Source organism: Candidatus Brocadiaceae bacterium (assembly GCA_012728835.1).
Lineage (GTDB): Bacteria > Planctomycetota > Brocadiia > SM23-32 > SM23-32 > JAAYEJ01.
Map to the genome: position 1 here is coordinate 168,114 of JAAYEJ010000012.1, position 12,326 is coordinate 180,439.

At 71.5% G+C, this 12,326-nt stretch carries 12 protein-coding genes; 4 read left to right on the forward strand and 8 right to left on the reverse strand.

Annotation, left to right across the window (positions count from 1 at the left end; genetic code table 11):
- The first annotated feature begins 14 nt into the window (after positions 1–14).
- Positions 15–446: a SoxR reducing system RseC family protein gene (locus GXY85_02405; GenBank protein NLW49679.1), complete on the forward strand. Its 432-nt coding sequence runs from the start codon at positions 15–17 to the stop codon at positions 444–446.
- Here the strand turns inward: GXY85_02405 and GXY85_02410 are convergent.
- Together GXY85_02410 and GXY85_02415 are read right to left on the reverse strand one after the other, a co-directional pair.
- On the reverse strand, positions 410–1,375 hold the full coding sequence (locus GXY85_02410; GenBank protein ID NLW49680.1) for a SufBD protein: 966 nt from the start codon (positions 1,373–1,375) through the stop codon (positions 410–412). The genes GXY85_02405 and GXY85_02410 overlap by 37 nt on opposite strands.
- Positions 1,376–1,395: 20 nt before the next feature.
- A complete protein-coding gene (locus GXY85_02415) occupies positions 1,396–2,133 on the reverse strand; it encodes an ABC transporter ATP-binding protein (GenBank protein ID NLW49681.1) in 738 nt (245 codons plus the stop codon).
- A 300-nt stretch (positions 2,134–2,433) separates the two neighbouring features.
- Here GXY85_02415 and GXY85_02420 point away from each other — a divergent pair, with 300 nt between their 5' ends.
- Entirely contained in the window at positions 2,434–3,471 is a 1,038-nt protein-coding gene (locus GXY85_02420) for a GAF domain-containing protein (protein ID NLW49682.1), read from the forward strand.
- 46 nt (positions 3,472–3,517) lie between these two features.
- Here GXY85_02420 and GXY85_02425 read toward each other — a convergent pair whose 3' ends face one another.
- The 3 genes from GXY85_02425 to GXY85_02435 are packed head-to-tail and all read right to left on the reverse strand — an operon-like array spanning position 3,518 to position 6,099.
- The gene (locus GXY85_02425) at positions 3,518–3,772 is read right to left on the reverse strand and encodes a hypothetical protein (protein ID NLW49683.1); all 255 of its coding nucleotides are present in this window, start codon (positions 3,770–3,772) and stop codon (positions 3,518–3,520) included.
- 6 nt (positions 3,773–3,778) lie between these two features.
- Positions 3,779–5,092, reverse strand: coding sequence for a bifunctional 3,4-dihydroxy-2-butanone-4-phosphate synthase/GTP cyclohydrolase II (locus GXY85_02430; GenBank protein NLW49684.1), 1,314 nt, complete (start codon positions 5,090–5,092; stop codon positions 3,779–3,781).
- A 44-nt stretch (positions 5,093–5,136) separates the two neighbouring features.
- Entirely contained in the window at positions 5,137–6,099 is a 963-nt protein-coding gene (locus GXY85_02435; protein NLW49685.1) for an NAD-dependent epimerase/dehydratase family protein, read from the reverse strand.
- A 148-nt stretch (positions 6,100–6,247) separates the two neighbouring features.
- Between GXY85_02435 and GXY85_02440 the strand changes: the two genes are divergently transcribed.
- Both GXY85_02440 and GXY85_02445 read left to right on the forward strand, forming a co-directional pair.
- A complete protein-coding gene (locus GXY85_02440) occupies positions 6,248–8,551 on the forward strand; it encodes a hypothetical protein (protein NLW49686.1) in 2,304 nt (767 codons plus the stop codon).
- 50 nt (positions 8,552–8,601) lie between these two features.
- Positions 8,602–9,675 carry an A/G-specific adenine glycosylase gene (locus GXY85_02445; GenBank protein ID NLW49687.1) on the forward strand — a complete coding sequence of 358 codons (1,074 nt, stop codon included), beginning with the start codon at positions 8,602–8,604 and terminating at the stop codon, positions 9,673–9,675.
- Here the strand turns inward: GXY85_02445 and trpC are convergent.
- The 3 genes from trpC to GXY85_02460 are packed head-to-tail and all read right to left on the reverse strand — an operon-like array spanning position 9,656 to position 12,316.
- Positions 9,656–10,441 (reverse strand): indole-3-glycerol phosphate synthase TrpC, encoded by a 786-nt coding sequence (gene trpC, locus GXY85_02450; protein NLW49688.1) that lies wholly within the window; start codon positions 10,439–10,441, stop codon positions 9,656–9,658. The two genes, GXY85_02445 and trpC, sit on opposite strands and share 20 nt — an antisense overlap.
- Positions 10,442–10,446: 5 nt before the next feature.
- Positions 10,447–11,097, reverse strand: coding sequence for a thiamine phosphate synthase (gene thiE, locus GXY85_02455; GenBank protein ID NLW49689.1), 651 nt, complete (start codon positions 11,095–11,097; stop codon positions 10,447–10,449).
- A gap of 19 nt (positions 11,098–11,116) precedes the next feature.
- Positions 11,117–12,316: a hypothetical protein gene (locus GXY85_02460; protein ID NLW49690.1), complete on the reverse strand. Its 1,200-nt coding sequence runs from the start codon at positions 12,314–12,316 to the stop codon at positions 11,117–11,119.
- Positions 12,317–12,326: the final 10 nt, after the last annotated feature.

Genomic DNA, 12,326 nt, shown 5'->3' on the forward strand with positions numbered 1-12,326 from the left:
CGGAGGCTTCGGACATGAGGCGAATCGTTCACAGCGGGTCGGTCGTGGCCCTGGAGGGGGAGCGTGCGGTTGTGCAGCTGGTGGCCTCGGAGGCCTGTCAGCCGGGCAAGTTCGGGTGTGCGTGCTGCGGGTCCGGGCAGCAGGAGCCGCGTCGGATCCGGGTGCCGCGCGCCGATCTGGTGCAAGGGGACGCGGTGACCGTCTCCATCCCCGTCTACGTCACCTACCTGGCCACGCTGGCCGCTTTCGGCCTGCCAGCGATCGGCTTTCTTGCCGGTGCGCTGATCGGGCTGGCTGTGGAGGGGAACCAGGAGGCGCACGGCATGCCGATCATCGTCGGCAGCTTCTGCGGGCTGGCCGCCGGCGTGGGGCTGTCGCTGCTGGCGGAGAAGCACATCGGGGCCGGGTCCTACGAGGTGCGGCGCGTCTCGGACGCCGGCTCCTGAGCCCGGCGCGCCGGGCTCAGCATGGCGCGGACGATCATGTCCACGGCGTCCTCTTCGGTCAGGCCCCGGGCCATGAGGGTCTCCATCTGCCGGGAATCCACGCTGCCGATCGATGCCTCGTGCGTCACGCGCGCGAGCGGATGGCGCACGTCGACGATCGGGGTGGCGCGGGCGATGGCCCGATCCATGACGATCTCCTTGCAGTCGACGTGGCCCACGGCGTGCGGGGCCGAGGCGGTCAGCTCGTTGTAGACGTCCGCCCGGGCATCGTCCTTGACGGCAATGCGGCTCAGGAGCACGCCGGCCGCGCCGGGTCCTTGCAGGTGGGCGACCTCGCGGATGCGGATCTCGTCATCGTCGCTCCCGGACATGCGGGCGACCATCCGCAGCGAGCTGTGCTCCCGGCAACGCGCCTCGTAGTCGATGTCCATGCGGCCGACGCGCCCTTCCAGCAGTTCGAACTCCGTCTCGAACGACGCGCGGGGTGCGAGAGTGACGCGGGCGCGGGGTACGACGACGACGCCGCCGGCCGGTCCGTGGACGTGCCGCTCGAAGTAGGTGTAGCGCGCGTCCTCCGCGATGCGGATGTCGGCCTCCATCTCGTGGGTGACGTCCAGGGCGTTCGGGAAGACGCAGTGGGCCTGCAGGGTCACCCGGCTGCGCGGTTCGGCCGTCACGTCCAGCAGGATCCGCTGCAGGCCGGCCTCGGGCAGCACGCCGAAGCAGAGATGGACGGGGTTGCGCAACTGCGCTCCTTCGCGCACGCACACGCGCACGCGCACGCCGTCGGCCATCTCGTCCGGCTCGACGACGAGCCCGGGCACCAGGTGGGCGCCGATGACCCTGTTCTCGTGGATCACCAGGTGTGCGGCCTGGGAGTCTGCGAAGACCGACGGATCCTCCCCCACGTGGCCGTAGACGGCCAGCATCTGCTCGAAATCGCCGACCATCAGGCATCCTCCCGTCTGCGGGGGTCGTGGTGTGGGCAGGGGACGCACCGATCGGTGAAGTAGCGGCGGATGCGCCCGGCGGGTCCCTCCTCCACCGTCTGCCCGCAGCAGACCAGGGTGGCCCGGTCGGCGTGTTTCATCACCTCCGCGCTGTGGGTGACCAGCAGGACGGTCGTCCGCTGGGCCCGCAAGGCGGCGAACATGTCGAACATCCGGCTCAGGGCATCGACGTCGATCCCCGAATCCGGCTCGTCAGCCACGATCATCCGGGGTTTCATCACCAGGATGGAGGCCAGTTCGATGCGCTTGCGCTCGCCGCCGCTGAGCCCCTTGTCGACCAGTCGGCCCAGGTAGAGGTCCGGGTCCAGGGCCACCTCGGCCAGAGCGCCGCGCAGGATGTCCTCGCCCGGTTCGGCGGCGCCCGCGCTCAGGAAGTCGCGGACGGACAGCCCCTCGAAGCGCGCCGGCTCCTGCCAGGCCAGGCTCAGGCCCAGACGCGCCCGCTCGTGCACGGAGAGGCCGGCCAGCGACTGCCCCGCGAAGCGGATCGTGCCGCCTTCGGGCTCATAGCCGGACAGCCCCATCAGGGCGTAGGCCAGCGAGGATTTGCCCGCGCCGTTCGGCCCGACCAGCGCATGGACCTCCCCGCGCAGGACGGTCAGATTCAGGCCCTGCAGGATCGTCTGCCCGTCCAGGGCCAGGCGGAGGTCCCGCACCTCCAGCAGCGTTTCGGTCAAGACGAGTCCTCCGGCGCATGTGCGACGCGATGACGTCTTCCAGCTGAGGATAGCAGAACGCCTCGGGTCCGACAACGGGAAGCCGGTGCCGGCCGGTCGGGCGTTTCACTTGACCGGGCGGGGCGTGACAGCGAAACTACAATGGAGTCCGTGCATGGGACTGTGAGCGCAGGTCCTCTTGTGATCGACCGGAATGGGCGAGCCCCCGCTATGACTGGAATGCTCCTGTGGCCCAGCTCGATTCCGGCGGCATCCGTTGGGGCGGCGGCGTCGGGGTCTCTGCCGTCGGTGGTGGAGGGGATGTCGGCGACGCTCGTCTGGGCGATCGCGATCCTGGCGTTCGGCGTGCTGCTGATGGCCTGCGTGCTGCTCCTGTTGAACCGCGAGCCGGAGGAGTCGGCCTGGGATGCTCCGGATGGCATGCGGGGGTCTCCCGGGCAGCACCTTCGGCACCTCACCCGCCTGCTGCGGTCCATCCGGGCCATGAACAGCCTGATCGTTGCGGAGCGCGAGGGCGAGTCCCTGGCCCAGAAGGCGTGCCATCTGCTCACGGCCTCCCGCGGGTACCGCATGGCGTGGATCGGGCTGGTCCGCGCGGGGGACCTGCGCGTCCACCCCGTCGCCCAGGCCGGGTTCGAGAACGGCTACCTGGACCGGATCGTCATCACCTGGGACGACTCGCCCACGGGCGAGGGCCCCGTGGGGCGCGCCATCAAGACGGGGGGGCCGACGGTCATGCGCGACATCGAGACGGCCCCGGAGTTCCGACCCTGGCGCGAGGAGGCGCTCAAGCGCGGCTACCGTTCCTGTGCCGCCATCCCGTTGCGGTTCAAGGGCGACGTCCTCGGCGCGCTCAGCGTCTATGCCGAACAGCCCGAGGCCTTCGGCATCGAGGAGGTGGGCGTCCTCCAGGAGGTGGCCGATCACCTTGCCTATGCCCTGGCCTCCATCCGGCTGGAGCAGGACCTGGCCGCCATGCGGCGTGAGTGCGCGCCGGCCCGAGCGGCCTTCGACTACGCGCCGATCGGCCTGATCGTGACCGACGCCCAGGGCAACATCACCGCCCTGAACGGCTGTGTGCGCGGGCTGCTGGGCGCCGAGGGGGAGGAGCGGCCGCGTGCGCTGCGCGACCTGGCGGCCTTCCGTCGCGGCGACGCGCGCGCGGGCGTCAGCCGCGTGCTCTCGCAGCGCGAGGCGGTCCGGTGCGACCTGGAGGTGCAGGGCGCCGACAAGGCGGAGCCGCGACGCCTGACCTGTCGCGGCGTGCCGATCTTCGGGGAGGACGGAGTCCTGCAGGAAACCGTGTGGGTGGTGGAGGATATCGCCGGCCGGGAGTGACCCAGGCCGTCGGTCGGTCCTCAGTTCGGGCGCGGCGACAGGTCCGTCACCGACGTCGACGCAGGGTCACGGCCAGGGCCCCGGCGGCCGCCCCGCACAGGAAGACGACCAGGAGCATCAGCAGGGGCGAGACGCGTGTGCTCCAGAAGAGCACATGGTAGTCCTGCCGCGCGCCGTTCTGGAACATCACGATCAGCACCAGCACGACGACGACCAACAGCGTGGTCAGCCGCAGGCGTCTGCTCCAGATCCGCACTGTGCTCGGCGGCTGAGGGGTGGTGCTCGGCTGTTCAGCGGTCATCAGCCTTCACTCCTTGTTGTCGGGCGAGGGGCCGCCGGCGGCGTCCGGCCGGGGAGGCTCCTCCGGGAACTGCAGGTCGAGCATGTGCCCCATCTTCTCCTGCTTCGTGCGCAGGTAGCGCAGGTTCTCCGCCCGGGGGGGCACCTGGATGGGCACGCGTTCGACGATCTCCAGTCCGTAGCCGCTCAGGGCGTGGAACTTCCGGGGGTTGTTCGAGATGAGCCGCATCTTGCGCACCCCGAGGTGTCGCAGGATCTGCGCGCCCACGCCGTACTCCCGCTTGTCGGCCGGGAACCCCAGCTCGATGTTCGCCTCCACCGTGTCCAGGCCGTTCTCCTGGAGCGCGTAGGCGTGGAGCTTGTTCTCCAGGCCGATTCCCCGCCCTTCCTGGCGCATGTAGAGCAGCACGCCGCAGTCGGCGTCGCCGATCATCTGCAGGGCGCGCTCCAACTGCTCGCCGCAGTCGCAGCGCAGTGAGTGCAGCGTGTCGCCCGTGAAGCATTCGTCGTGCACGCGCACCAGCACCGGGGCGTCGATGGGAGGGGCCGGGGCATCGCCGGAGGCGCCCACCGGCCCGGAGCAGACGGCGACGTGCTGCTTCTCGTCGACCATGGAGCGGTAGAAGTGCGCCTTGAACCGTCCGTAACGGGTCGGCAGATCCACGCAGACACTCCGCCGGACGAGGTACTCCGACTGGTGCCGGTGCCGGATCAGGTCCGCGATGGTGCAGATCCGCATGTCGAACTTGCGTGCCAGCGCCTGCAGCTCCGGCAGCTTGGCCATCGTGCCGTCCGGGTTCATGGCCTCGCAGACGATCGCGGCGGGCTTGAGCCCCGCCATGCGGGCCAGATCGACGGCGGCCTCCGTGTGCCCGGCGCGCACGAGCACCCCTCCCGGACGCGCCAGGAGGGGCAGCACGTGGCCCGGCCGCACCAGGTCGTCCGGCCCGGCGTCCTCCGAGAGCATCGTGCGGATCGTATGGGCCCGGTCGCGGGCGCTCACGCCGGTCGTGACGCCGTCGCGCGCATCGACCGTGACCGTGAACGGCGTGCCGAAGGCGCTTCGGTTGTCCTCCACCATCGGAGGCAACTCGAGCCTCTCGGCCAGTTCCGCCCCGATGGCCAGACAGAGGAACCCCCGCACGTGGTTGAGCAGGAAGGCGATCGAGTCCGGCGTCACGTGCTCGGCGGCAAGGCAGACGTCGCCTTCGTTCTCGCGGTCGGCGTCGTCCACGACGATCACAAACTCGCCCCGGCGGAATGCCTCGACCGCCGCCGGCACGTCGCCGCAGGAAGGAACGGTTCGTTCGGGTTCTGACATTGCAGGACATCCGGGGAGAGCGAGGATGCGCGGCGGGAGCGGCGTCACGGACCCCGTACGCCGTCGCGCAGGAACCATTCTACAAACTCCGCCACGGCCTGTCCAATCGGGCGGTGCGGGTCGTAGCCGAGCAGCCGGCGCGCCTTGGACACGTCGGCATACGTGACCGGGACATCGCCCGGCTGCTCGGGCAGCCGCTCGATGCGGGCCTCCCGGCCCAGCGCCTCCTCGATGAGCCGGATCAGCGCGCGCAGTTCCAGCGGTTCGGAATTGCCCAGGTTGATGATCTCGAACGCCGGCGCCGCCTCCAGGGCGGCCAGGATCCCGTCCACGACGTTGCCCACGTGGGTGTAGTCGCGCCGGCTCGTGCCGTCGCCGAAGACGGGGATCGGTTCGCCTGCCGCGATCAGCCGGGTGAACTTGTGGACGGCCAGGTCCGGGCGCTGGCGCGGCCCGCAGACGGTGAAGAAGCGCAGGCACGCGACGTGCAGTCCGTACAGGTGGTGGTAGACGTGGCAGAGAAGCTCCCCGGCGCGCTTGGTGGCCGCATACGGCGAGATGGGGCAGGGCACCGGATCGTCCTCGCGGAACGGGACCCTTTCGCTGACGCCGTAGACCGACGAACTGGAGGCGAACAGGAAGACCTCCAGGTCGTCCGCCTGCCGCGCGGCCTCCAGCAGGTTCACCGTCCCCCGGCAGTTGACCTCCTCGTAGAGGGCCGGCTGCTCGATGGACGGGCGCACACCGGCCCTGGCCGCCAGGTGGATCACGGCCGTCACGCCCGGCCGGGCCAGCAGCGACCGGCACAGGGAGGCGTCCCGGATGTCGCCTTCCACAAGCTCCACCAGCCCGCTCTCGAGCGCCTGCCCGATGTTCCGGCGCTTCGCCTCCGGGGGGTAGAACGCGTCGAAGTTGTCCAGACAGATCACATGCTCGTCGCGCGCCGCCAGCTCCTCGACCACATAGCTGCCGATGAAGCCGGCGCCGCCCGTCACCAGGATGCTCATGCTCTGCCCCTTGATGGAGTTGCACGGCAGTATACCACCCCTGCCCCCCGGCGTCGCCTGAGGTTGCCCGGCACCCCGCGTCGTGATAGCATCGCGGGCCGCGTGCCGTCTGCGTCCGTCTCCGGCCTTCTCGGGGGGGAGGTTGCGAATGATAACCGTTCCGGTCGCCTGCCTGGTCTTCGTGTTCGCCGTCGCCCTGTTCTTTGGCGCCCGGGAGGCGGTTGCGGCGGCCAACCATCCGAACCGGGGGTTCACGTTCGAGGACCGGGGCCCCGAGGTCGCCCTGCTGTACCGTCTCGGGCTGGAGAATCGGCCGGAGCACGTGGCCGTCTTCTGCGAGGCCCTGAAGAGCGATGACCTCGACGTGCGCAGGGCCGCCATCGCCCAGCTTGTGTTCACGCACGACGAGTCGGCCCTCGACGCCGCGCTGGCGGCGATGGAGGACGAGTCGTCCTGGGTTCGCCGGGGCGCCATTGCCGTGCTGTCGAAGCTGGGTGACCGGCGGGCCGTCCCCGCCCTGGAGAAGGCGCTGAACTTCGTGCCCCCCCCACCGGCGCCGCCCGGCAGCGGCCCCGGGCTGTGGTGGTGGAAGAGGATCGGCCCTGAATCGTCGCTGCGGGACGAGGAGTACTTCAACCGCCTGGCCGCCGCCCTGGCCCTCCACCGGCTCGGGAGCGAGGCCGGCGTGCCGACCGTCCTGTCCGTCCTGGCCGGGCAGTACCCGAGGCCGGTCGTTCAGATGGCCGCCCAGTATGCCGTCCTGATGGACCTCCGGCAGGCGACCGACGAACTGCTGCGCATCGCCGGCGAGTGCGAGGTGTTCGGCGAGGACAGCCCGGGGCTTTTTGCCATCCGAGCCCTGCGCATCATGGGAGACCCCGCCCGCCGGGAACGGATCGTCCAACTGGCCCGGGACAAGATCCGCCTGCCCGGCGGCTTCATCCGCATGGAGGCGCTGCATGTGCTCCTGGAGCACGGCGACGCCTCCGTCCTGCCCCTCGTCCGCGAGGTGATTGAGGACGAAGGCAACTGGCGCGAGCACCAGCGGCTCATCACGGAGATCATCGGGAAGCTCCGGCCGGACGACGGGGCCGTCCTTCTGACGCGGCACTACCTGACCGCGCCGGAACGCGAGCCCGCTGCGGACAGGGGGGGCGACTCCGTCAATGACGGCGTCTTCCGGCGGGCGGCCGAGGTGGTGGCCGCACTGGGGGACGTGCGCGTGCTGAACGAGCTGAAGGCGGTTTACGGCCGGCTCAAGGAACCTGCGGACGTGTTCCACCGGCGGCTGTACCTGGCCTACGCCCTGGCGGCTCTGGACGACCCGTTCGGTCGCGGCGAGCTTCTTGAGGCGCTCGGCCATGGGGATGCCGGCGTGCGGCGCCTTGCGGCCCGGTTGCTCGGCAGGCTCGGGGTCGCAGACGCGGTGCCGCCGCTGGCGGCCGCGCTGGCCGCCGAGGCGGATCGCGCGACCGCCCTGGCCATGCAGTCCGCCCTGCGCACGCTCGACGCACCGGCGGCGGCCGTCGATCGGCCGCTCCCGCCCGTGCCGCCTGCGCCGGCCGACACGTACGGGCAGCCCCGTTTCCTGCATGTTTCCTTCGATGACTGCACGACGATCGAGTCCATGGAGCGCTTCGTCGGGCTGATCGAGGAACTGGCCGCCCGGGACGTCCGATGGGCGCCGCGCATGTACGTGGCCTGCCTCTCGCGCCATGACTTCGAATACTGCACCATGCTCCTCCAGCGGTGTTTCGACCGCGGCTGCGAGTTTGAGAACCACTCGCTGCACCACAACCCCGACGGGCAGGCGCTCTGGGCGCGCACCGCCGACGAGGTGCGGCTGGACTGCGGCGGCGGCGCCAACTGGTTGCACGGCAACATCATGGGCTGCGACCGGCTCTATCACTGGAAGAGCGGGGGAGGCGGCTTCGAACGGCCCGGCGACCCGCGCATCCACCGTGAGACGCTTCGCCAGGTCAGTCGCGAGGTCTACTGGGCCAGGGACATCGACTACAACTGGCGGGATGAGGTGGAGAAGGTCCATCCCGACCGCTACGCTCCGCCGTACCACCCCGCCACGCCGGGCGCCGTCCGGAGCCTCATCGTCACCGGCGACCTGGGCTACGGATACGAGGGCGAGCCGGCCCGGGAGGTCATCGATGCCTTCGTGGACTCACTGGAGCACTGGTACTTCCACCAGCCGGAGGCGGTCTTCAGCCTGGAAGGCCACGACTGGCCGAGCAGCCCCGTTCCCATCCGCATCGGCTTCGAGAAGCACTGGGAAGTGCTCAGCGGCTTCCTGCGGGAGGTCCTCCTGAACCGCCGCGAGCGCTACCCCCTTCTCTACAGCATGACGGCCCTGGAGGTGCTGCACGTCCGCCGGCGGGGGCTGACGCCCGAGGAGATACTGGACGTCCGGATGCACCTGCAGAACTCGCCGGACTTCTGACCGCCCGCGCCTTCAGGAACACGTGACGGGGCCGACGCATGCGGGACGGCATGGACGAGAAGGCGGCGCGCCGGCTGGGCCGGCGCCTGGTGAAGTGGTACGGGGGCAACGCCCGCGACCTGCCCTGGCGGCGGGACCCGACGCCGTACTCCGTCTGGATCAGCGAGATCATGCTGCAGCAGACGGTCGTCGGCACGGTGGCGGCGCGCTATGCGGACTGGATGAAGCGCTTTCCCGACGTGCGCTCACTGGCCGAGTCCGACGAGCGCGAGGTGCTCGCCGCCTGGGAGGGGTTGGGCTACTACCGCCGCGCGATCCACGCCCACCGGGCCGCCCGCCGCATGGTGCGCGACCACGGCGGCCTCGTGCCGTCGACGCGGGCGGAACTGCTTGCGCTGCCGGGTATCGGGCCGTACGTCGCCTCCGCCGTGCTGAGCCTGGCGTTCGGGCGCGACGAGGTGGCCCTGGACACGAACCTCATCCGTGTGTTCATGCGGCTGTGCTGCCTGCCGGGGCGTCCGGGCGACGCGCAGGTCCGTCGCGAGGCGATGCGCCGGGCCCAGGCGGCCCTGCCGGCGGGCCGCTCCGCGCAGTACAACCAGGCCCTGATGGATTTCGGCAGCCTGATCTGCCGGCCGCGGTCGCCGCGGTGCGGGGAGTGCTTCCTGCGGGAACGGTGCGGAGCCTTCGTCCGGGGACGCCAGTACGACATCCCGCCGCCCGGGCGCCGCAAGCTCCAGAAGGTGCGCGCGGCGGTGGCCGTCTTCGCCCGCGGCGGCAAGGTCTACTTGCAGCAGCGCCCGCGCACGGGGCTGTTTGCGCGCATGTGGGAGTTCCCCGGGGGCAAGGCGGCCGGCGGCGAGACCCCCGCGCGCGCGCTCGAACGCGAGTGCCGTGAGGAACTGGCCGTGGCCTGCCGCGTCGGGCCGAAGCTCGTCGAGCTGACGCACTGCTACACCGTGTTCGAGGTGCGCCTGCACGCCTTCCTGTGCGAACCGCCCGACGCGTTGCCGCTGGACGCGACGCATCAGTGGGTGCCCGTGCAGGAACTCGACGCCTACCCGATGCCGTCGGCCAACCGGCGGATCGTGGAGGCGCTGCGCGCTATGCCGGGCCGCCCATGAGGGCACGGGCGGCCGCCCCCGGATCCGCCGCCCGCATCAGCGTCTCGCCGACCAGGATCGCCTTGACCCCGCAGGCCCTCAGCCGCTCGACGTCGGCCGGGGTTCGGATGCCGCTCTCCGCGACCAGCACCACGCCGTCGGGCACGCGGCCCGCCAGGCGCTCCGCCGTCTCCAGAGTCACCTCGAAGGTGCGCAGGTTGCGGTTGTTGACGCCCACCAGGTCGGCGCCCGCGTCCAGCGCGACGTCCAGCTCGTGCCCGTCGTGGGCCTCGACCAGCGCATCCATGTGCAGGTCGCGGGCCAGAGCCATCAGGTCGCGCAGCGCGGCGGCCTCGAGCGCGGCGACGATCAGAAGGCACGCGTCGGCGCCCAGGCCGCGCGCTTCGATGACCTGCAGGGGGTCCAGGAGGAAGTCCTTGCGGAGCACGGGCAGGGCGGTCGCCTGCCGGACGTGCTCGACGAAGTCGGGGCTTCCCTGGAAGAACGGCCGGTCCGTCAGCACGCTCAGCGCGGCCGCGCCCCCGCGCTCGTAGTCGCGGGCCATGCGCGCCGGGTCGAAGTCGGCCCGGATGACGCCCACCGACGGCGACGCCTTCTTCACCTCCGCGATCAGCGCGGTGCCGGGCGCGTCGCACAGCGCCTTCCGGAATGCGCGCGGGGCGGGCTGCCGGGCCGCCCGGGCCAGCAGCGCCGACCGGCCGACGCGGGCCAGCGCGTCGATCTCGTCTCGCTTCGCCCGGCAGATGCGGGCCAGGATGTCGGGCATCTCGTTCATGGCTGCCTGCCTTCGCGGCGTTCTGTGGCGGCGACCACGGCCGCGCGCAGCCGGCGCGCCGCCGCCTCCGGATCGTCGGTGTCGCACAGGGCGGCGCACACGGCCACGGCCGTCGCGCCCGCCTCGATGGCATCGGCGGCGTTGTCGGCCGTGATGCCCCCGATCGCCACCATGGGCAGGGGCGTGGCGGCCCGCTCCGCCCGCACCAGATCGGCCCCGAAGCCGACCTCGTAGCCCTTCGTGGCGGTCGGCGCGAAGGGGCCGACGCCGATATAGTCGAGCGGAAGGTCCCGGGCCTGCGCGGCCTGCCGGGCCGAATGCGTCGACCAGCCGATGAGCAGATCCGGCCCGACGATGCGGCGCGCCTCGGCGGGCGGGAGATCGTCCTGTCCGAGGTGGACTCCGTCCGCGCCCGCCAGCACGGCGACGTCGGGGCGGTCGTTGACGATCAGCAGGGCGCCGGCCGCTTCGGTCTGCTTCCGCAAGGTGCACGAGCGGACCAGCAGTTCGCGGTCGGACAGGTCCTTCTCGCGCAACTGGACGGCGTCGACGCCTCCGGCCAGCAGCGCCTCGGCCGTTCTCTGCCAGTGCAGCCGGCAGAACCGTTCGGTCAGGAGCGCGTAGAGCCGGATGTCCGTGATGTTCATGGGACGTGTCCTTGCCCGGTCATTCGGCCCGGATGACCGCCCGCGGCGGCGCCAGAAGGCGCTCCACCTGGTCGGCTGCGGCCCCGTTGCGCGTCAGAAGGTCCACCAGGGACTCGACCGGGGCGAACGAATCGTCGAAGAAGGCGCAGTCCGCGTCCGCCTCGATCCGCAGTTCGGCCTCGAGGCATGCGGGCACGAACACCGTCTCCCCGCGCCGGACCGGCATGGTCCGTTCGGCGGCGGTCAGTCGTCCCTTGCCCTCGAGGCAGTGCAGCACGTGGTAGCCGGCGCAGAGGGGCGTCGCCGTCGTGCGGCCGGCGGCGTCCAGGAAGACCCGGCTGCGGGCGAAATGCGGGTCGGCCACGAGGGCCTCGATGCGCAGGCCGTCGGCCGGCCGGACGGTCACCGGCGGCACGGCCCGGAGGCCGGCGTCGGGCTCGACCAGGCGGAAGCCCAGTTCGGGGTCCTCTCCGGGCCGCCGGCCGAAGTCGTAGACGCGCACCGTCGGGTTCGCCTGGAGGTCCTGCGCGACGGCCGTGCGCCCGGCCGCGGCGTCGGCGACGGTGCGGTCGTCCGGATGCACCTGCACGCTGAGCAGGTCATTCTGCACGCACAGTATCTTGCTCAGCGTCGGCAACCGCGCCTCACCGTAGCCCTGCTGGATCTCGTCGATGACGAGGCGGCTGTCGGGTCCCACAGCGAACATCGTGTGGAGCGCGCCGGCGGGCGCCAGGAAGACCTCGCCGCCCTGCAGCGGTTCGATGAGGCCGAACAGGCGCTGCACCTCCTCAGACCAGGCCGTCACGTCCGGGGGCAGTCCCTCCGTGAGAATCAGGTCCCGCAGTCGCTCGGCGTCCTGCGCGGTGGCCGGTCCGGCGGCCACGCCCGTTCGTCCCCGGACCGCGCGCACGCACCAGGCCTCGGTCTTGCCCCGGTGGGGCGTCTCGCGCAGATGGGCCGCCGCCCGCCGGCCGATCAGGGCCTCCAGGGCGGCGTCTCCGCGCGCGGCGGCCTTCGAGAGCAGTTCGGCCAGGGTGCGCCGCAGGGGCGGGTCGACGACGGCATTGCTGTAGTTGCCCACCCCGGTCTGGGCCGAGGCGAGCCAGAACTCGCCCAGCCCCACCTCGATGCCCGTGGCGGACAGCGCCTCCTGATGCACGAGCCCCCAGGGCTTCGTCACGACGGCGGGGGCCAGCTTCCACAGCCCTGGGGCGCTCATGGCTGCGCGT